This is a genomic window from Streptomyces xanthii, assembly GCF_014621695.1.
GTDB lineage: Bacteria > Actinomycetota > Actinomycetes > Streptomycetales > Streptomycetaceae > Streptomyces > Streptomyces xanthii.
Genome location: NZ_CP061282.1, coordinates 265,182 through 284,657 on the forward strand (window position 1 = coordinate 265,182; position 19,476 = coordinate 284,657).

The 19,476-nt window shown below is 73.6% G+C and carries 17 protein-coding genes; 9 read left to right on the forward strand and 8 right to left on the reverse strand.

Annotation, left to right across the window (positions count from 1 at the left end):
• Positions 1 to 9: 9 nt before the first annotated feature.
• The 7 genes from fabD to IAG42_RS36705 form a co-directional block, all read right to left on the reverse strand.
• Positions 10 to 2,307, reverse strand: a complete 2,298-nt coding sequence (fabD, locus tag IAG42_RS36675; RefSeq protein WP_188341938.1) for an ACP S-malonyltransferase — start codon at positions 2,305 to 2,307, stop codon at positions 10 to 12.
• 28 nt (positions 2,308 to 2,335) lie between these two features.
• A complete protein-coding gene (locus IAG42_RS36680; RefSeq protein ID WP_223206496.1) occupies positions 2,336 to 3,121 on the reverse strand; it encodes an enoyl-CoA hydratase-related protein in 786 nt (261 codons plus the stop codon).
• A gap of 14 nt (positions 3,122 to 3,135) precedes the next feature.
• Positions 3,136 to 4,059 (reverse strand): DUF6039 family protein, encoded by a 924-nt coding sequence (locus tag IAG42_RS36685; protein WP_188341939.1) that lies wholly within the window; start codon positions 4,057 to 4,059, stop codon positions 3,136 to 3,138.
• 67 nt (positions 4,060 to 4,126) lie between these two features.
• Positions 4,127 to 5,506, reverse strand: coding sequence for an alpha/beta fold hydrolase (locus IAG42_RS36690; RefSeq protein ID WP_188341940.1), 1,380 nt, complete (start codon positions 5,504 to 5,506; stop codon positions 4,127 to 4,129).
• A 109-nt stretch (positions 5,507 to 5,615) separates the two neighbouring features.
• Positions 5,616 to 5,963 carry a YciI family protein gene (locus tag IAG42_RS36695; RefSeq protein WP_188341941.1) on the reverse strand — a complete coding sequence of 116 codons (348 nt, stop codon included), beginning with the start codon at positions 5,961 to 5,963 and terminating at the stop codon, positions 5,616 to 5,618.
• Between the two features lie 253 nt (positions 5,964 to 6,216).
• A complete protein-coding gene (locus IAG42_RS36700; protein ID WP_188341942.1) occupies positions 6,217 to 6,456 on the reverse strand; it encodes a ferredoxin in 240 nt (79 codons plus the stop codon).
• Positions 6,457 to 6,467: 11 nt separating this feature from the next.
• A complete protein-coding gene (locus tag IAG42_RS36705) occupies positions 6,468 to 7,667 on the reverse strand; it encodes a cytochrome P450 (RefSeq protein ID WP_188341943.1) in 1,200 nt (399 codons plus the stop codon).
• 197 nt (positions 7,668 to 7,864) lie between these two features.
• Here IAG42_RS36705 and IAG42_RS36710 point away from each other — a divergent pair, with 197 nt between their 5' ends.
• The 5 genes from IAG42_RS36710 (at position 7,865) to IAG42_RS36730 (ending at position 12,804) form a co-directional block, all read left to right on the forward strand.
• Complete coding sequence (locus IAG42_RS36710) at positions 7,865 to 8,047, forward strand: DUF5302 domain-containing protein (RefSeq protein ID WP_188341944.1); 183 nt, start codon at positions 7,865 to 7,867, stop codon at positions 8,045 to 8,047.
• A gap of 238 nt (positions 8,048 to 8,285) precedes the next feature.
• Positions 8,286 to 9,551 (forward strand): beta-ketoacyl-[acyl-carrier-protein] synthase family protein, encoded by a 1,266-nt coding sequence (locus IAG42_RS36715; protein ID WP_188341945.1) that lies wholly within the window; start codon positions 8,286 to 8,288, stop codon positions 9,549 to 9,551.
• A gap of 5 nt (positions 9,552 to 9,556) precedes the next feature.
• Entirely contained in the window at positions 9,557 to 10,813 is a 1,257-nt protein-coding gene (locus IAG42_RS36720; protein ID WP_223206509.1) for a ketosynthase chain-length factor, read from the forward strand.
• 70 nt (positions 10,814 to 10,883) lie between these two features.
• A complete protein-coding gene (locus tag IAG42_RS36725; RefSeq protein ID WP_188342047.1) occupies positions 10,884 to 11,132 on the forward strand; it encodes an acyl carrier protein in 249 nt (82 codons plus the stop codon).
• 28 nt (positions 11,133 to 11,160) lie between these two features.
• Positions 11,161 to 12,804, forward strand: a complete 1,644-nt coding sequence (locus tag IAG42_RS36730; RefSeq protein WP_188341947.1) for an FAD-binding oxidoreductase — start codon at positions 11,161 to 11,163, stop codon at positions 12,802 to 12,804.
• 58 nt (positions 12,805 to 12,862) lie between these two features.
• On the opposite strand, the gene IAG42_RS36735 is transcribed toward IAG42_RS36730, so the two are convergent.
• Entirely contained in the window at positions 12,863 to 13,159 is a 297-nt protein-coding gene (locus IAG42_RS36735; protein ID WP_188341948.1) for an antibiotic biosynthesis monooxygenase family protein, read from the reverse strand.
• Positions 13,160 to 13,326: 167 nt separating this feature from the next.
• On the opposite strand from IAG42_RS36735, the gene IAG42_RS36740 reads away from it, so the two are divergent.
• From IAG42_RS36740 to IAG42_RS36755, 4 genes are all read left to right on the forward strand, one after another.
• Entirely contained in the window at positions 13,327 to 14,346 is a 1,020-nt protein-coding gene (locus IAG42_RS36740; RefSeq protein WP_188341949.1) for an ATP-binding cassette domain-containing protein, read from the forward strand.
• Positions 14,343 to 15,176: an ABC transporter permease gene (locus IAG42_RS36745; protein WP_188341950.1), complete on the forward strand. Its 834-nt coding sequence runs from the start codon at positions 14,343 to 14,345 to the stop codon at positions 15,174 to 15,176. The genes IAG42_RS36740 and IAG42_RS36745 overlap by 4 nt, the downstream gene beginning before the upstream one ends.
• A gap of 82 nt (positions 15,177 to 15,258) precedes the next feature.
• Positions 15,259 to 18,099, forward strand: coding sequence for a DEAD/DEAH box helicase (locus IAG42_RS36750; protein WP_188341951.1), 2,841 nt, complete (start codon positions 15,259 to 15,261; stop codon positions 18,097 to 18,099).
• Positions 18,096 to 19,448: an SWIM zinc finger family protein gene (locus IAG42_RS36755; RefSeq protein ID WP_188341952.1), complete on the forward strand. Its 1,353-nt coding sequence runs from the start codon at positions 18,096 to 18,098 to the stop codon at positions 19,446 to 19,448. Before IAG42_RS36750 ends, IAG42_RS36755 begins: the two co-directional genes overlap by 4 nt.
• Positions 19,449 to 19,476 lie beyond the last annotated feature (28 nt).

A 19,476-nucleotide genomic window follows, 5' to 3' on the forward strand; every position in this document is an offset into this window, starting at 1 on the left:
GTCGCGGGGTCAGCGGACGGCGGCGAGGACGCCGGCGGCGCCCGTCATCAGCCGTTCGGCGATCAGGTCGACGTGCCGGGCACGCCAGTCCTCCAGAGCGGTCCCGCGCACCACGTGGTTGAACGCGCCGATCGCCGGGCCGCACTGGATCTGGTAGTTGACGCGCTGGGCCGGATCGCCCTCCAGGGCCCAGCGCACGGAGCGGGCGAAGTACCAGCGGAAGGCCAGAGCCATGCGGTGCTTGGGCAGCCGGTCCGCCTTCTCGATCTCCGCGTCCCGCCCCCGGCCGAGGTGATAGGCGCGGGTCTCCGCCCACACCTCGTCGAACGGCCGCTTGAAGTAGGTCTCCTCGACCGAGCGCCGGGTCGCCGGGTCGATCGACTCCCAGCTGTCGTGGCTGCGGTAGAGCTGGTACAGCTTGTTGCCGCGGGCCGCGAACAGGGTGCCCTTGCGGACCACCTGGACCCGGGCCCCGATCTCGAACATGTCGCCCGCCGGGGCGTAGGCGGTGTCCTGCACGTCGAGTCCGGCGAGGATGTCCTTGACCGCGTCGGAGGTGCCCGCCTCGGGCGAGCACTGGTTGACCGTGCCGGTGAGGACGAAGTCGGCGCCGAGCACGAACGCGGCGGCGACCGCCTCCGGTGCCCCGATCCCGCCGGCCGCGCCGATCCGGATCCGTTGCCCGTAGCCGTGCCGGATCATCGCCGCGTCGCGGTGGCGCAGCATCGCGGGCAGCAGGGTCAGTGCCGCGCCGCCGTCGGTGTGCCCGCCGGAGTCGGACTCGACGCAGATGTCCTGGGCGACGGGGAGTTCGGCGGCGATCTCGGCCTCGAGCGGGGTGAGGTGCCCCTCGGCGAGCAGCTTGCGCAGGATCGGCTCGGGGGCGGGGCCCATGAACGCGGCGGCGACCTCGGGCCGCGACACCTTCGCCAGCACGCGCCGTACGGCGACGGGCCCTGCGGCCGCGTCACGGTGCGCTCCGGCGAAACGGAACCGGACGACGGCCGGGGTGAGCTGGGTGAAGCCTGCGGCCTCCACGTCGTGCACGTCGTGGCGCAGGCACAGGTCGACGACGGCCTGTTCGTAGGCGGGGTCGTCGATGGAGTGCAGCAGGTTGACGCCGTAGCGGCCGTCGGGGCCGAGCGCCTCCTTGATCCGTACGACGGCCTTCTCCACCTGGTCCAGGGCCAGGCCGCCCGCGCCGAAGAAGCCCATCAGCCCGGCCCGGCCCATCCGGATCACCAGGTCCGTGGAGGCGATGCCCCGGAACATGGCGCCGGCGAGATAGGCGTAGCGGATCCCGTACGCGCGGCGGAACTCCGCGCTGCCCAGCTCCTCGGCCCGCAGACCGCCGGAGGCCGGTGCGGCGGTGGCGGCGGCGGTGGTGGCCGGGGCGGGAGCCGAAGGTGCGGTGGCCGCCGCGGCCGTCGCGGCGGGAGCGGCCGGGGCGGGCGTCCGCGCGGCGCGTTCCGTACGGCCGCGCTTCCACAGGTTCGTCAGGACCTGCCCGGGGCCGATCTCCTCGACCGCGTCCACGCCGTGCGCGGCGAGGTACTCCATGGTCTGCGACCAGCGCACCGGGCTCTCGATCTGGCGGGCCAGCAGACCGGCGATCTCGCCGGGGCCGTACGGGCGCGCCGTCACGCCCGAGACCACGGTGCGGTCCGGGTCGGCGAAGGTGAAACCGGTCAGGAACCGGGTGAACTCCTGGGCGGCCGGGCGCATGTGCCGCGAATGGAACGCGGCGCTCACCCGGACCGGCACACAGCGCACGCCCGGCCGCGCGGACAACGCCGCCGACGCCGTGCGCAGTTCGTCCAGCGGGCCCGAGAGGACGGTCTGGGCGGGCGAGTTGTAGTTGGCGACGTCGACCCCGGAGGCGCCGGACCGCGCGAGCAGCCCCGGGACCTCGTCGCCGTCGACGCCGACCACCGCCAGCATCCCGCCGCCCTGCACCCGCCCCATGAGAGCGCCCCGCTCGCGCACGAGCCGCACGCCGGTGGCGAAGTCGAAGCATCCGGCGGCGAACAGCGCGCCGTACTCGCCCAGGCTGTGCCCGGCCAGGAAGCGGGGCTCGGGCAGGGCCGGGTCACGGGCCAGCCAGGACAGCGCGCTGACCACGAACAGCGCGGGCTGCGCGTACTCGGTGCGGTCCAGGCGGCCCTCGCCCCCGGTGCGGCACAGCTCCTCGATCGAATGGCCGAGGATGTCGTCGGCCTGCCGGGTCAGCTCGGGGAAGCGCGCGAACAGCCCCTCGCCCATGCCCTTGCGCTGCGATCCCTGACCCGGGAACACCAGTGCCACCATCGCGTCGTCCCTCCTGGCTCGGCCCCGGTCAGGGCCGGGGCGCCTCCCAGGGGAGCCGCCGCGTAGTCGTGTAGTCGGTGATGCGGCGCCGCGCGACGGGCGAGTCGATCAGCCGGGTGAACTCGCGCAGCGCGAACTCGTCCGTGTCCTGCGTGGTGAACCACATCGCCTGGAAGTACCGCTTGAGCTCGCCGATCGTGACCGGGTCGAGCCGGGTCAGCCGGACCAGCAGCTTGCGCACCGCCGCCTCGGGGTCCGGCACGACCTCGTCCACGAGCCGGAACTCGGCGGCGCGGCGGGCCGGCACCGGCTGGGTGCTCAGCGCCATCGCGTACGCGGGCTGGTAGCCGGTGCGCCGCACCAGCACCGGCAGCACACAGCAGGGGACGAGGCCCCACAGGGCCTCCGGCAGGCTGAACTCGCTGCGCTCGGTGGCGATCACGAGGTCGGCGGCGGCCGCGAGTCCGACGCCGCCGCCGGCGACCCGGCCGTCCACACAGGCGACGACCGCGAGCGGGGTGCGGCCCAGGCGCCGCATCAGGGCGAGGAACGCGGCCCCGCCCTGGTCGGCGCCCGAGGCGTCGGTGACGGCCTCCTCGAAGTCGAGCCCCGTGCAGAACGTGCCGCCCGAGCCCTCGATGACGAGCACCCGGCACTCCGGGTCGGCCTCGGCCCGGTCGAGGGCCGCCTCCAGGGCCCGGAGCGTGCCGCCGCCGAGGCTGTTGAGGCCGTCGGCACTGGCGAGCGTGACCCGCAGGACGTGCGGCTGTGCCGTCAGCCGCACGCCGTCGTGGACCGGGCCGGTGGCCGTCACGGTCGCGTCCGCCCTCAGAACCAGGAGGGCGAGCCGGCGTGCAGCGGCGTGAGCACGACGTCCTGGATGGTCGGCGACACGAAGGTCTGCTCCCAGCCGCCGCCGCCCTTGTAGTCCGGCACGAACTGGCGGTCGGACAGGGCCTGGTAGCCGGCGTCGTGGCGGCTGAGCTCGACCAGCTTGCGGTAGGTGTCGAAGCTCTCGAGGTGGATCATCCAGTGGATGCGGTCCTGCTGGCCGAAGGTCTCCTCGTACAGGTAGACCGTGGCCTCGCCGGCGAGCGCGCGGTTGACCTCCCTGGCCCAGGCGAAGGCGAACTCGCGGGCCTCGGTGCGGAACTTGAACGCGGTCTGGGCGGTGCGCAGGATCGTCAGGCCGCTGTCGACGGAGCTGCGCATCTGGTCGTCGGGCAGACCCGTCTGGTGGCGGGCCGGCGGGACGAAGGTGTCCGACGCCTCGTGGTGGTCGTCGTGGCCGTGGTCGTCGTCGTGCTCGTCCAGGCCGTGCTGCGGCACGTAGACGCGCTCCTTGAAGGAACCCTCGACGAACATGCGCTCCCAGTTGCCCGCGCCCTCGGCGGCGGCGATGCGGTCCGCCTCGGTGATCTCCTTGAAGCTGCGGTCGTGGTCGGCGACCTCGAGGAAGCGGCTGTAGTCGTTCGGCTGCTTCATGTGGATCAGCCAGTGGAGGCGGTCGGCGGTGCCGAGGATCTCCTCGTGCACGACGATCGTCGCGATCCCCTCCATCACCTTGTTGAGATGGCCGACCAGGTCCGTGGCGAACTCACGGCCCTGAGCGCGGAACGCGTGGTTGAGCTGGCCCGCACGGTGGATGATGAATCCCGCGTTGCCGGTGTGCAGCAGGCCGGAGTCGGATCCCAGGGGCCCGCTGTGGGCGGGAAGAAACGCGCTCCGGGCACCGCTCGCCGCGTCGGTCATCGCTCAGTCTCCTTCGTCGCACTGATGAAGAGGCGTAGGAGCCCCTGGAGTCCGACGCTAGGGAGCGTCAGCGAGGGGCGCCGCTCACAATTGAGCGAGGCTCCGCCGCGGCGAAGAACTCGGTGAGCAGAGCGGCCACTTCGGCGGGCCGGTCGTACATGGAGTGGTGCGTGGCCCCGGGGAGCAGCTCGTGGCGGGCCCGGGGGAAGCGGCCGGCGGCCAGCGCGAGGCGTTCGGGGGAGGCGATGCGGTCGAACTCGGCGCCCACGCACAGCACCGGCACGTCCACGTCGCCCGCGTGGGCCAGCGCGTCGTCGGCCCAGTAGTCGAGGAGCTGGCGCGCGTACGCGACCAGGACGGCGTCGTCCGCGAAGGGGCGCAGGAGTTCGGTGTCCAGGGCGCGGGCGGGCCGGGCGAGGACCTCCTCGGCGGCCTGGTGCGGCGGGGTGTCGTCGGGCAGCGGCGCGGGGGCCCCGGTGAACAGGGTGCGCAGGCGGCCGGCGAGGGCGGGCCGGGCGGTCACCGCGCGGCACAGCTCCTCGAGGTTGCGCTCGTAGGGGGTGTCGGGTTCGCGTCCGGCCGCGTCGCCGGTGTGCCGGAACGAGCCGTGCAGGAAGACCATCGAGCGGACGGCGCCGGGGCGCCGGCGGTGGAAGGCCAGGGCCGCCTTGGGGCCGCTGCACCAGCCCACGAGGTGGCACTCGCGTGCTCCCTCGGCGGCCAGGACGGCGGCGAGGTCGTCGGCCTGGTCGCGCAGGCGCAGCGGACGGCTGTCCGGCGCGGTGCCGCGCGGTGCCCAGGTCAGGACCCGGTGGGTGCGCGCGAGCACGGCCATCAGGGGGTGCCACAGGGCGGTGCCCATGCCGAGCGCGTTGACGAGGACGACCGGGGGCCGGTCCTCGGTACGGGGTCCGGCCGCGAGGTAGGGCAGGACGCCGCCGAGGACGCCGACGCGCTCGGGTGCGGCGGCGCCGATCCGGTCGGCCTCGCGCGTGACGGCGGCGCGCCGTTCTTCCTGGAGGCGGGCGAGGGCGGCCGCTTCCCGCGCGGACGGCGGTGCGGGGGCCGGCAGGGGGCCGGAGCGGGTGGCGCGGGCGGCCGCGAGGCGGTCCACGGCGGTCAGTTCGGCCTCGTCGGACACCGCCTCGACGGTGAGCGCGTAGGTGTCGCCCAGCAGCCGGGCCAGGGACGCCGCCACCGTCTCGTCGCCGCCGGCCGAGAGCAGCCGGGCGGGCAGGCGCAGCGGTCGCCGGACGAAGTAGTCGTCCTGCCGGGCCCGTACCTCGGTGACGGTGTCGTGCACGGCGTCGAAGAGAGACCGCAGCGGGCCGGCCTCGCTCTGCGCCGGTACGTCGGGTGCGGCCCCGTCCTGTGCCGCGCCGCTCCGCGCGGCTTCGTCCCGCGCCGCGGATGCCCGCACCTCGGATGCCTCCAGCGCGTCCGTCATGACGGCCGTCCCTCCTTCGTCTGCTGCACGCCCGGGGGCACGGAGCCCGCGGCCGGGGCGGTGCCGTGGCATGCCCCGGCCGCGGGTCGGGACCGGTCGCCGGTGAGGGCTACGCGGCGGTCCACAGCGGCCGGACCTCGAGGGTCTCGGGGTTCGGCCACGTCTTGGCGATCTCGACGGCGGCGTCGCGGTCGGCCGCCTCGACGATGATGTAGCCGCCCAGCGTCTCGGCGTCACCGGCGAACGGGCCCTCGATCACCTGGGGGGCGCCGTCGGCGTCGCGGCGGACCGTCACCGGGGCGACGGCCTCGGTCTCGAACGCCTCGCCGCCGACGAGGACACCGGCCTGGCCCTGCTGGCCCATCCAGCCCTCGATCTTCTTGCGGTACGTGGAGCGGTCTTCCTGGATCTGCCGCCGGGACTCGGCGTTCTCGATGATGACGATCGCGAACTTCATTCGGTTCTCCTGTCGCACGGTGCGAAAACGTGACCGGAATTATGAATTCCAGAATCCGAGGGGATCCTCATATGCCCCTTTGATTCATGTCAAGTCGACACAGCTCGGACAACTGGGTTGTGGTAAAGGTGAATTGGCGCCCGCATTCCTGCTGAATCCAGCCGCGGGCACACCACTTCCGACGGTAACGCCATGAAAGAGCACGCCCCTCGAATTCCGCTCGAGAACGGCTCGAGAGCCGTTCCGGGCCGTGTCACGAGAGGTCGAGCACCTCGCCGCTCACCGTGTCCCGCACCCGCAGCGCCTCCATCGGGCACGACTCCACCGCGTCCCACACCGCGTCGTCCGGAGGGAACTCCTCCGTGGAGGGCTTCGAACGCCCGTCCACCACCTGGAAACGGTGCGGAGCCACTCCCGCGCAGATGCCCGTCCCCATGCACGCCTGCGCATCGGCCTCGATCCGCCAGCGGGCCTGCTTCTCCTGATCACTCATGACGTTCTCCCTCACCACGCGACCGGAAGCCGCCGCGGCCCCCGGAACAGTCCGCCGGACTTCCACTCGACCTCGTCCGCCGGCACCGCGAGCCGCAGTTCCGGAAAACGCTCCAGCATGCCGCCGATCGCCACCCGCAGTTCCATACGCGCGAGCTGCGCGCCCAGGCAGTAGTGCGCCCCGTGACCGAACGCCAGATGCGGGTTCTTCTCCCGGGTGATGTCCAGCCGGTCCGGATCCTCGAACATCCGCGGATCACGGTTCGCGTTCACCGCCGCGGCCATCACGCCCTCACCGGCCCGCACCGTGCCGCCGCTCAGCTCCACGTCCTCGAGCGCGGTCCGCGCGTTGCCGACACCGTTGCCCAGCGGCACGAAGCGCAGCAGCTCCTCCACCGCCCGCTGCAGCAGCTCCGGCCGCTCGCGCAGCAGCGCCAGCTGGTCCTCGTGGGTCAGCAACACGTAGATCATGTTGGCGAGTTGGTGCGCGGACGTCTCGTGCCCGGCCACCAGAAGCGTCACCCCGAAGGTGATCAGCTCGTCCTCCGAGAGCCGGTCGCCCTCGTCCCGCGCCGAGACCAGCACCTGGAGCAGATCGTCGTACTCCCCGCCGCGCCGCGCCGCCACCAGGTCGGCCAGGTACGCGCGGATCGACGCGTCCGCCGCGACGGCCTCCTCCTTGGTGTAGGCCGTGGTCGACATGATGACCTCGGACCAGTGCTGGAACTTCTCCCGGTCCTCGTACGGCACACCGAGCAGCCGGCAGATCACCGCGATGGTGAACGGTTCGGCCAGGTCCCGCACGACATCGGCGGGAGCGCCCTTGTGCTCCGCCGTGTCCAGGAGCCCCGCGAACAGCTCCTCCAGCCAGCCCTGCATCGCGCCCATCCGGCGCGCCGTGAACGCCTTCGACACCAGCTTGCGCAGCCGCGTGTGCTCCGGCGGGTCCATGCTCAGGATCGTGTCGCCGCGCCGGGCCAGCGGCGTCGTGCGCGGCGTGTCCTCGCCGATCTGGTTGCGGCTGAAACGGGGATCGGAGTTCGCGGTGCGCACGTCGTCGTACCGGGTGACCAGCCACCCCTCGCCGCCGTACGGCGGACGCACCCGCGCCAGCGGATCGCTCTCCCGCAACTCCTCGAACTTCGGGTGGAGTTCGAGCCCGTGCACCTCGCCCTCGAAGGGATAGGTGTGCACCCGCCTCGTAGCCGACATCTGTCCCACTCCTCGCCGCAGCACGGGCCCCGCGCGGGCCTCCTCGCCCTGGGAGCGTGACCCCGGTCCCCGCGGGCCGCCGCTCACTCTTGAACACGCGCCGCCGAGGCGCGCTTCAGGAGGACTCGAGCGCGGGTCCAGGACCGCTCGCGACGATGGCGCACGACCACTGCTTTCCGGAGACGAAGAAGGTCCGTATGACACAGAACCCCCAGGGCGACGTCGACGAGCAGGCCGCGCGCGAGAAGTTCCGCGCGGCGCTGAACCGCAAGGCGCAGGCCTCGCAGGCGCGGCAGGCGCACGAGGAGGGCCGGCTCAAGGTCAAGACCATGAGCGGCTCCGGCAACCGCAAGCGCCAGTTCCGCCGCAAGACCGGCTGACCGGAAACCGGTCCCGCGGCGCCCCGAGCGGACCCAGCGGCCGCGCCGTTCTCCCGTGAGGGGGAGCGGCGCGGCCGCCGTGTTGAGCGGAGCCGACGCCTCCGTTGCAGCCGTCCGTTCTTCGAGCGCACCTCTAGGTGGCTCCGCGAGGCTCGGAGCCCGTGCGGGACGTCCCGCACGGGTCCGGCCGGCCGGACCGGCCCGCCGTAACGGAGGAGACGACTGTGAGGCACAACCGATGAGGCGCGTCGTGATCACGGGGATCGGAGTCGTCGCGCCGGGGGGAGTGGGCACCAAGGAGTTCTGGTCGCTGCTGACGTCCGGCCGCACCGCCACCCGGGGCATCACCCTGTTCGACCCCGCGCAGTTCCGCTCGCGCATCGCCGCCGAGGTCGACTTCGACCCGGCGGCCCACGGCATCGGGGAGGAGGACGCGCAACGCCTGGACCGGGCCGCGCAGTTCGCCGTGGTCGGCGCCCGCGAGGCGCTGGCCGACAGCGGCCTCGCGGGCTCCCTCGACCCCCTGCGCACCGGTGTCACCCTGGGCAGCGCCGTCGGCTGCACGACCGGCCTCGACGTCGAGTACGCGAAGGTCAGCGACCACGGCTCCGCGTGGCTGGTCGACCACGAGCGGGCCGTGCCCCACCTCTACGACTTCTTCGTCCCCAGCTCGATGGCCGCCGAGGTGGCCTGGACCGCCGACGCCCAGGGGCCGGTGTCCATGGTCTCCACCGGCTGCACCTCCGGCCTCGACTCCGTCGGACACGCCGTCTCGGTGATCCGCGAGGGCTCCGCCGACATCATGGTCACCGGTGCCACCGAGGCGCCCATCTCGCCGATCTCCGTGGCCTGCTTCGACGCGATCCGCGCCACCAGCCCGCGCAACGACGACCCGGCGACCGCCTCGCGCCCCTTCGACCGCACCCGCAACGGATTCGTCCTCGGCGAGGGCTCGGCCGTTCTGATCATCGAGGAGCTGGAGCACGCCCGCCGCCGCGGCGCCCACGTGTACGCGGAGATCGCCGGCTTCGCCTCCCGCAGCAACGCCTACCACATGACCGGACTGCGCGCCGACGGCAAGGAGATGGCCGAGGCCATCCGGGCCGCCCTCGACGAGGCGCGGCTCGACGCGAGCGCCGTCGACTACATCAACGCCCACGGTTCGGGCACCAAGCAGAACGACCGCCACGAGACGGCCGCCTTCAAGCAGGCCCTGGGACAGCGCGCCCACGAAGTGCCGGTCAGTTCCATCAAGTCGATGATCGGGCACTCGCTCGGCGCGATCGGCTCCCTGGAAGTGGCCGCGAGCGCCCTGGCGATCGAGCACGACACCGTGCCGCCCACCGCCAACCTGCACGAGCCGGACCCCGCCTGCGACCTCGACTACACCCCGCTCACCGCCCGGGAACAGCGCACGGACACCGTGCTCACCGTCGGCAGCGGGTTCGGCGGCTTCCAGAGCGCCATGATCCTCACCCGCCCGCGCCTGGGAGAAGCAGCGTGAACACCATCACCCCGACCCGCGACGAGACGGCTGCCGAGACCGGCGGACGCGCGCGCACCGCCGTGGTCACCGGGATCGGCGTCGCCGCACCCAACGGCCTGGGCACCGAGGCCTGGTGGGCCGCCACCCTGCGCGGCGAGAGCGGCATCCGCCCGCTGACCCGGTTCGACGCCGGCCCCTACCCGGCCCGGCTCGCCGGCGAGGTGCCGGGATTCGTCGACGAGGACCACGTCCCCAGCCGTCTGCTCCCGCAGACCGACCGCGTCACCCGCCTCTCGCTGGCGGCCACCGCCGAGGCGTTCACGGACGCGGGCATCGACCCGGCCGACCTGCCGGAGTACGCGGCCGGCGTGGTCACCGCGAGCTCGGCCGGCGGCTTCGAGTTCGGCCAGCGGGAGCTGGAGGCGCTGTGGAGCAAGGGCGGCAACCACGTCAGCGCCTACCAGGCGTTCGCCTGGTTCTACGCCGTCAACTCCGGCCAGATCTCAATCAAGCACGGCCTGCGCGGCGCCAGCGGTGTCCTCGTCTCCGAACAGGCGGGCGGCCTCGACGCGGTCGCGCACGCCCGCCGGCACCTGAGCAGGGGAGCCCGGCTCGTCGTCACCGGGGGACTGGAGTCCGCCGTGTGCCCGTGGGGCTGGGCCGCCCATCTGGCCACCGGCGAGCTGAGCATCCGTGAGGACCCGGCCCGCGCCTACCTCCCCTTCGACGAGGACGCCGACGGGCACGTCGTCGGTGAGGGCGGCGCCCTGCTCGTCCTCGAGGACGCGGAATCCGCCCGCGCGCGCGGTGCCCGCGTCCACGGCACGGTCGCCGGTTGCGCCGCCACCTTCGACCCGGCCCCGGGCCGGGGCGGCCCCCGGCTGGCCGACGCGGCCCGCCTCGCGCTGGCGGACGCCGGGCTCACCACCGCGGACGTCGACGTCGTGTTCGCCGACGCGGCCGGCCGCCGGGACGCCGACCGGGCCGAGGCCGAGGCGCTCACCGACCTGTTCGGCCCGTACGGGGTCCCGGTCACCGCGCCCAAGACGATGACCGGACGCCTGAGCGCGGGCGGTGCCTCCCTCGACCTGGCGGCCGCCCTGCTCGCCCTGCGCGACCAGGTCGTCCCGCCCACCACGAACGTCACCCGGCTCGCCGCCGACTGCCCGCTCGACCTGGTCACCGGCGCCCCGCGCACCGGGACCGCCCTGCGCACCGCACTCGTGCTCGCCCGCGGCCGCGGCGGCTTCAACGCCGCCACCGTGGTCACCGCCGGCTGACCGGCCGGAACCCGTCCTTCCCTCAGCGATCCACCCACCGAAACGAGGTATCAGCGTGAAACACCTGGACATGGCGGATCTGACCACCCTGCTGCGCGAGTGCGCCGGCGAGGGCGAAGGCGTCGACCTCGACGGCGACGTCATGGACGTCCTCTTCGTCGACCTCGGCTACGACTCGCTCGCCGTCCTGCAGACCACCGGCCGGATCGAGCGCGACTACGACGTCGTGCTCGACGAGGAGGCCGTCGACGAGGCCGAGACGCCCCGCGCCCTCCTGGAGATCGTCAACCGGGCCCTGTCCGCCCGCGCCAGCGCCTGACCGCCCGTCCCGCCCCGAGAGGTTCACGATGACCGACCCGAACCGCCGACGGTTCCTCACCCACACCGTCGCGGCGGCCACCGCCACCGCGGCCGCGGGCGGCACCCTCGCCGCCGTCACCGCGGCCCCCGCCCACGCCAGCACGGCCGGCGCCGGTTTCGGACCGGTCTCGGTCGGCGCGTCCGACCCGCGCTACGAGGACCTCGCGCTGCGCGGAAAGAACAAGCGATTCACCACCCGCCCCGAGTCCTTCCAGGTGGTCACCACCACCGACCAGGTCGTGCGGGCGGTCCAGGACGCCGTGCGGGCCGGCAAGCGGGTCGTGGCCCGCAGCGGTGCCCACTGCTTCGAGAACTTCGTCGGCGGTTCGGGCGCCGAGGTCGTCGTCGACCTCGCCGAGATGGACACCGTCCGCTACGACGCGGGCCGCCGGGCCTTCGAGGTCGGCGCGGGCGCCCAGCTCGCCGACGTGTACCGGACCCTGTACTACGGCTGGGGCGTGACCGTGCCCGGCGGTGCCAGCGCCACTGTCGCCTTCGGCGGCCACGTCGTCGGCGGCGGCTTCGGGCAGCTCTCGCGCCGGCACGGCATCTCCTCCGACCACCTGTACGCCGTCGAGGTCGTCGTCGTGGACGGCTCCGGCCGGGCCCGCGCGATCGTCGCCACCCGCGAGCCGGGCGACCCGCACCGCGACCTGTGGTGGGCGCACACCGGAGGCGGCGGCGGCAACTTCGGCATCGTCACCCGCTACTGGTTCCGTTCCCCGGGTGCCACCGGCAGCGACCCGGGCAAGCTGCTGCCCCGCCCGCCCGGTTCGATGCTCGCCTCCACGGTGATGTTCCCGCGCGAGGGGCTCGACAAGGCCGCCTTCCGGACCCTGGTGCGCAACCACGGTCGGTGGCACGAGCGCCACAGCGGCCCCGACTCCCCCTACCGGGGCCTGTTCAGCGGCCTGATCCTGCTCGGCAGGCAGCGCGAGAACGACTCGGGGATGGCCGCCATCGCCTTCACCCACCTCGACGCGACGCTGCCCGGCGCCGAGAAGCTGCTGCAGGACCACATCGACGCGCTCACCGACGGCGTGGGCGCCGAGCCGTACGTACTGCCCACCGAACAGCTGCCCTGGTTCGCCTCCGTCGAGGCACTGGCGGCGAACCAGGACGCCGAGCAGGGCCGCCAGAAGCTCAAGAGCGCCTATCTGCGCCGGGCCTACGACGACGCGCAGATCGACGTCCTCTTCGACCGTCTCGCGGACCTCGACCACTCCCACGACACGGCGTCCGTCTCCCTGCAGGGCTACGGCGGCCGCGCCAATTCCCCGGAGCCCGGCGACACCGCCACCGCGCAGCGCGACTCCGTCATGCGGGCCCTGTACATGAACACCTGGCAGGACCCGGAGAAGGACGACGCCAACGTCGACTGGATGCGCCGGCTGTACGCGGACGTCTACGCCGCAACCGGCGGCGTCCCCGTGCCCGACGGGCAGGGCGACGGCTGCTTCATCAACTTCCCCGACATCGACACGGCCGACCCCAAGTGGAACACCTCGGGCGTGGAGTGGCACCGGCTCTACTACAAGGACAACTACCGGCGGCTGCAGGCCGTCAAGGCGGCCTACGACCCGCGTGACATCTTCCGTCACGCGCTCGCGATCCGCCCGGCCGGGGACTGACCGCACACGAAGGGGCCGGGGCGCGTCAGCGCCCCGGCCCCTTCTCCCGCACCCGCGTTCAACTGCTGCGCCGCTCCAGCACGGTGGTCGTGAACAGGTTCGGGTCGCTGGTCGACAGGGCGCGCAGCGCCGCCGCGTGCGGGGCGAAGTCGGGATGCGTCACCGCGCGGCGGAACGACTCGGCGTCCTGCCACTCGGCCACGTTCACATAGCTGCCCGGCTGGTCCGCGTGCCGCATCAACCGGTGCGCGACGAAGCCGGGTTGGGCCACGAAGAAGGCCGACGTCTGCTCGAAGAGCTGCTCGAACTCCGCCGCGGGGCCGGTGACGGTGAACCTGTTGACGAAGGTGACCACGGTGTTTCCTCCAGAACGGGTGCGAACGGTACGGGATTGGAACGTCCTACCCCGGGCTCGAGCGACACTCGAGAGACAGCCGAGCGGGCCCGGGCATGCTGGGGCGAAGGTGTGCCCACGGGTCGCCCCCCCAGCCCCCGCCCCGAGCCCTGTGAGGAAGGACTTCCATGGGATCCGAGTACGCGATCCATGCCGAGGACGTGCGCAAACGCTACGGTGACGCCCCCGCCCTGAGCGGATTCGACCTGCGGGTGCCGGCCGGTACCGTGCACGGCCTGCTCGGCCACAACGGGGCCGGCAAGACCACGGCCGTCCGCATCCTCGCCACGCTCGCCGGGCTGGACGGCGGTCGCGCCGAGGTCGCCGGCTTCGACGTCACCCGGCAGGCCGCTCAGGTCCGCTCCCGGATCGGGCTCCTCGGCCAGTACGCGGCCGTGGACGAGGTGCTCAGCGGGCGCCAGAACCTCGTGATGTTCGGCCGCCTGTTCCACCTCGGCAAGCAGGCCGCGGGACGGCGGGCCGACGAACTCCTCGCCCAGTTCGGCCTCGCCGACACCGGCGACAAGCAGGTCAAGGACTACTCGGGCGGTATGCGCCGGCGCCTGGACCTGGCCGCCAGCCTCATCCTGGCCCCCCGCGTGCTCTTCCTCGACGAGCCCACCACCGGCCTGGACCCGCGCAGCCGCAACGAGGTCTGGGAGGCGGTGCGCTCGCTCGTCGACGGCGGCACCACCGTCCTGCTCACCACCCAGTACCTGGACGAGGCCGACCAGTTGGCCGACTCCGTCTCCGTGATCGCCTCCCCGCGCGGCGAAGGCGGCCGGGTCATCGCCGAGGGCACCCCCGACCAGCTCAAGTCCGCCATCGGCGGCGACCGCATCGACATCACCCTGCGCCACGCCGCCGACCTCGGGACCGCCGCCGGCGTGCTCGCCTCGGTCACCGGACGCGGCGCCGACGTCGACGAGGACAACCGGCGGGTCGGCGGCCCCGTCGACGACCGGGTGGCTGCCCTGACCGGCGCCGCCCGCGCCCTGCAGGACTCCGGCATCGACGTCGAGGACATCGCACTGCGCCGTCCGACCCTCGACGAGGTCTTCCTGCACCTGACCGGCGAACAGCCCGCGGAGCAGACGGCAGAGCAGTCCGGGGAGCGCCCCGCGGACGAGAAAGAGGTGACGGTGTGACCACCGCGACCACCACCCCGCAGAACACGTCCGGCGACGGCGGCTCGCTGCGCTGGGCCCTCGCCGACTCCTGGGTGCTCACCGGGCGTTCGCTCGCCCACTGGGCCCGCAACCCCGCGCCCGTCATCATCGGACTGCTCTTCCCGATCATGATGGTGCTGATGTTCGGCTACCTCTTCGGAGGCGCCATGGACGTACCCGGCGGCGGCAACTACCGCGAGTTCCTCGTGCCCGGCATGTTCGCCATGACCATGGTGTTCGGCATCGAGGTCACGATGCTCGCCGTGATCACCGACACCGCCCGGGGCGTCACCGACCGGTTCCGGGCCATGCCCACCTCGTCCGCCGCCGTCGTCACCGGCCGCAGCATCGCGGACATGCTCAACTCGGTCGTCGGCCTGAGCGTCATGATCCTGTGCGGCCTCGCCGTCGGCTGGCGTGCCCACGAAGGGTTCTCCCGCGCGCTCGCCGCCGTCGGCCTGCTCCTGCTGCTGCGCTTCGCCCTGCTCTGGGTCGGCATCTACCTCGGTCTCGTCTTCACCGACACCGCCGCCGTCACCGCCGTACAGACCCTGGTGTGGCCCCTGGGCTTCCTGTCCAACGCCTTCGTCTCGCCGGACACCATGCCGGGCTGGCTCGCCGCGATCGCCGACTGGAATCCGCTGTCGGCCACCGGCACCGCCACCCGCGAACTGTTCGGCAACCCGGGCTGGCAGGGCAGCTCCTGGGCGGCGGAACACGCCATTCTTCTCGGAGTCCTGTGGCCCGCCGTCATCTGTGCGATCTTCTTCCCGCTGGCGGTACGCCGCTACCAGAGCCTCGGACGCTGACAGCACACCAGGACCCGCGGGCCGTACGGCACGGCCCGCACCCGTGGAACACACACGCGACGCAAGGGGAGCGACCCGACCGATGACCCAGGCAGTGACGACGGCCGGCCCCGACACCGCACTGGCCCGGTGCGCGGTGGTCTTCGACCCCGGGGACCCGGCCCGTACCGGGCACCTCTCCTTCTGGTGTCCTGACGGCGCCGCGCTCCCGGACGGGACGACGGGCGAAAGGACCGAGGTCACGCTGGTCACCGCGGAGGACGGCACGGCAACGCTCCGGGCCGTCCCCGCCCTGCGCCTGGGAGTCGCCGAGGCGCTCCCCGTGCTCGCCCACGCGGCCCGCCCCGGCACCGACGCCCACCCGGCGGCCGCCTTCTGGGGCGCGACCGCTGTCCTCGCCCTGCACCTGAGCGCCCGCAGTCGGCTGCTGCCCGGCGTCTCACCGGGCGGATACGACACCTGGCGCGCCGGACCGCTCGACCCCGAGGACATCACCCGGGTCCGCGCGCTGGCCGCCGCGATGCCGCCCGAGGCCCGCGCGCTGCCCCGTCCGGGCACCACCGCCCGGCTGCCCGAACCGGAGGGTCTCGTCCGGGCGTTCGTCGACGCCGTCGCCGACACGCTGCCCCGCACCCCGGCCGCCGAAGCCGCGTCCGGCCGGGCCGCGTTCGCCGCCGCCGCACCCCAGCACGTCCCACAACTGCGGGCCTGGGCCGAGGAGATCTCCGCCGGCATCGACAGCGGCGTACGCCTTTCCTTCCGGCTGGAACTGCGCACCACCCCCGGCGAGCCGCCCACCCCGGTGCTGGTGCCCTGGGCGCACAGTCTCGCCGACCCCACCCTCGCCGGACCGGCCCGCGCCGTCCTGGACGGCAGCCTGCCGGGCTTCGGTCCGCAGGCCGTCAACGACATCGCGCAGGCCGCCCGCCGTGCCGCGGGCGTCTGGGCCCCGCTGGAACGCCTGCTCCCGGTGCCCGGCGACCTCGAACCCAGCGACGCCGAGATCGACGAACTGCTCGGCCACGGCGCCGCCCGGCTGCGCGCCCACGGCATCGACCTGCACTGGCCCGCCGAGGACAGCCGGGCCCTGGACGCCGTGGCCGTCGTCGGCGCGGGACTCGACGCGCCCGAGGACCTGCGCTCCTTCTTCGGCGGCGCGGACGCGGCCGTCGGCTTCCGCTGGCAGCTCACCCTCGACGGCGAGCCGCTGGACGAGACCGAGACCCGGCAGGTCGCCGACGCGGTGCGCCCCGTCGTCCGGCTGCGCGACCGCTGGCTGCTGATCCCCGCCGCGCTCGCCCGCAAGGCGCGCGAGCCCGAACTCGAACCCCTGACCCCCATCGAGGCACTCGGCGCCGCCCTCACCCAGGTCGCCGTGGCCGGCCGCGAGACGGTCCGCGTCGCCCCCACCCCGTGGCTGGAGGCCCTGCGCGCCCGGCTCAGCGACCCCGAGGGCGGCGGCGAACCCCTCGGCCCGCCCGCCGCGCTCGACGCCACCCTGCGCGACTACCAGCTGCGCGGCGTGCGCTGGCTGGACCGGATGACCTCGCTCGGACTCGGCGGCTGCCTCGCCGACGACATGGGGCTCGGCAAGACGATCCAGCTGATCTCCCTGCACCTGCTGCGCCAGGAGCACCCCGCCACGACGGGGCCGACGCTGATCGTCTGCCCCGCCTCCCTGCTCGGCAACTGGGAGCGCGAGGTGCGCCGCTTCGCCCCCGGCACCCCCACCCGCCGCTTCCACGGCGCCGGACGCAGCCTGGACGGTGCCGAATCGGGCTTCGTCCTGACCACGTACGGGACCATGCGCCTGGACGCCGAACGGCTCGGCGCGCACTCCTGGGGCATGGTCGTCGCCGACGAGGCCCAGCACATCAAGAACCCGCAGTCCAGCACGGCCAAGGCGCTGCGGCTCGTCCCCGCCGACGCACGGATCGCCCTGACCGGCACCCCCGTCGAGAACAACCTGTCGGAACTGTGGGCCATCCTCGACTGGACCACGCCCGGCCTGCTCGGCTCCCACGGCGCCTTCCGGACCCGCTGGTCCAGGCCCATCGAGGCCGAGCGCACGATCGCCGAGGAGGACGGCGGGCCCCGGCAGGACACCGCGGCGCGGCTCGCCGAACTGGTGCGGCCCTTCCTGCTGCGCCGCCGCAAGACGGACCCCGGCATCGCACCCGAACTCCCGCCCAAGACGGAGACGGACCGCCCGGTCACCCTCACCGCCGAGCAGAGCTCCCTGTACGAGAAGCTGGTCGGCGAGATCATGGCCGAGATCCGCGGCAGCGAGGGGATCGCCCGGCGGGGCCTGGTCCTCAAACTCCTCACGGGTCTCAAGCAGATCTGCAACCACCCCGCGCAGTACCTCAAGGAGGACTCCCCGCGGCTGTCCGGCCGCTCCGGCAAGCTCGAGCTCCTCGACGAACTGCTCGGCACCATCGTCGCGGAGAACGGCGCGGTGCTCGTGTTCACCCAGTACGTGGCGATGGCCCGGCTGCTCGAACGCCATCTCGCCGACCGCGGCGTCCCGGCCCAACTCCTGCACGGCGGCACCCCGGTCGCCAAGCGCGAGGACCTCGTCCGCCGCTTCCAGGAGGGCGAGGTGCCCGTCTTCCTGCTCTCGCTGAAGGCCGCCGGCACCGGACTGAACCTGACCCGCGCCGACCACGTCGTGCACTTCGACCGGTGGTGGAACCCTGCCGTGGAGGCCCAGGCGACCGACCGCGCCTACCGCATCGGGCAGACCCGCCCGGTGCAGGTTCACCGGATGGTCGCCGAGGGCACCGTGGAGGACCGCATCGCCGCCATGCTCCAGGCGAAGAAGGAGCTGGCGGACGCGGTGCTCGGCTCGGGCGAGGCCGCCTTCACCGAGCTGACCAACGACGAACTGGCCAACCTGGTCGAGCTGAGGAGCACGAGTTGAGCGGTTACGACGACGCCGGCGCCGGGGACACGAGGGCCCGCGGTTTCGCGGCCTTTCCCGCCCGCCGGGGCGGCCGCGTCCGCGGCCAGAGCTGGTGGGCGGGCGCCTGGGCGGACGCCCTGGAGGACGGCCTCTTCGACGCCGACCCGCTCAAGGAGGGGCGCAGCGCGGCCCGTTCGGGCCGGCTCGGACCGGTGTCCGTCGCGCCCGGCCGGATCGCGGTCACCGTCCACGACGAGGAGACGCACCGGGTGGAGATCACCCTCGCCGTGCTGGACGACGAGGAGTGGGATCTGCTGTGGGAGAAGCTCGCCGACCGGCCCGCCGAGCTGGAGGCCGTCCTGGAGGGCACGCTGCCGCCGGACCTCCTGGAGGCCGTCGAGGACGCCCGGGTGCGGATGCTGCCCGGCTACGGCGACCTGGAGGCCGAGTGCGACTGTGACTCGTTCGACCACCCGTGCGCGCACGCGGCTGCGCTGGCCTACCAGTTCGGCTGGCTGCTCGACCAGGACCCGTTCCTGCTGCTGCTGTGCCGCGGCCGGGACCGCGACGAGGCGCTGGAGGAACTGCGCACCACCGTGCTGCTGCACGCCATGGGCGGCCTCGACGAGGAAGAGGACGAGGACGAGGAAGAGGACGAGGTCGGGGACGAGGCCGGGGTCGGGGACGACGGGGAGGCCGGTGACGGCGAGGGGACAGGGACCGAGGACGGCGACGCCGGCCGGCAGGCGGAGCGGGAACTCCAGGAGGCCGCCGAGGCCTACGCGCGCCCCGTCGCACCGCTGCCCGCCCCGCCCGGACTGCCGGACCCGGTGGACACGGACGACCTGCCCCGCTCCGGTATCGAGGCCGACCCGCTGGAGATGCAGGCCGCCGACGCCGCGGTCCGCGCCCGCGCCCTGCTCGCCCACGCGCTCGGCCGTACCGCCGTCCCGCCCCCACCGCTGACGCCGTGGCAGGACACGGTGCGGCTCGCCGCCCACGCCGACGCGCGGACCCTGGACCGGCTCGGGCGGGCGAGCGGGCGCGGAGAACGGCTGCCGGCCGCCGCCGCGGCCTGGCGGCAGGGAGCGGCCGCGGGCCTCGAGGTCCTGGAGGAGACCTTCGCCCCCGGCGCACCGGTCCTCGCCCGCACCCGCACCGAACTGGCGGAGGGCTGGGAGGAGGACGAACTGCCGGCGCCGCTGGTCCAGGACAACCACTGGACCTTCGAGGAGCGGGGCGTGCAACTGCGCCTGGGCCGCGACGGCCGCTGGTACCCCTACCGGCGCGAGGGCGCCGAGTGGCTTCCCTCGGGAGCGGCCGGCACCGAACCGGCCCCGGTCCTGGCGGAGTTGCTGGAACGCTGACCCCGTACACCGCCGCTCGAACGGTTCT

Coding starts and splice junctions, on each gene's coding strand:
- IAG42_RS36715 (WP_188341945.1), top strand. CDS start 8,286: ATGAGGCGCGTCGTGATCACGGGGATCGGAGTCGTCGCGCCGGGGGGA.
- IAG42_RS36710 (WP_188341944.1), top strand. CDS start 7,865: ATGACACAGAACCCCCAGGGCGACGTCGACGAGCAGGCCGCGCGCGAG.
- IAG42_RS36725 (WP_188342047.1), top strand. CDS start 10,884: ATGGCGGATCTGACCACCCTGCTGCGCGAGTGCGCCGGCGAGGGCGAA.
- IAG42_RS36740 (WP_188341949.1), top strand. CDS start 13,327: ATGGGATCCGAGTACGCGATCCATGCCGAGGACGTGCGCAAACGCTAC.
- IAG42_RS36690 (WP_188341940.1), bottom strand. CDS start 5,506: ATGACGGACGCGCTGGAGGCATCCGAGGTGCGGGCATCCGCGGCGCGG.
- IAG42_RS36700 (WP_188341942.1), bottom strand. CDS start 6,456: ATGAGTGATCAGGAGAAGCAGGCCCGCTGGCGGATCGAGGCCGATGCG.
- IAG42_RS36730 (WP_188341947.1), top strand. CDS start 11,161: ATGACCGACCCGAACCGCCGACGGTTCCTCACCCACACCGTCGCGGCG.
- IAG42_RS36705 (WP_188341943.1), bottom strand. CDS start 7,667: ATGTCGGCTACGAGGCGGGTGCACACCTATCCCTTCGAGGGCGAGGTG.
- IAG42_RS36695 (WP_188341941.1), bottom strand. CDS start 5,963: ATGAAGTTCGCGATCGTCATCATCGAGAACGCCGAGTCCCGGCGGCAG.
- IAG42_RS36685 (WP_188341939.1), bottom strand. CDS start 4,059: ATGACCGACGCGGCGAGCGGTGCCCGGAGCGCGTTTCTTCCCGCCCAC.
- IAG42_RS36750 (WP_188341951.1), top strand. CDS start 15,259: ATGACCCAGGCAGTGACGACGGCCGGCCCCGACACCGCACTGGCCCGG.
- fabD (WP_188341938.1), bottom strand. CDS start 2,307: ATGGTGGCACTGGTGTTCCCGGGTCAGGGATCGCAGCGCAAGGGCATG.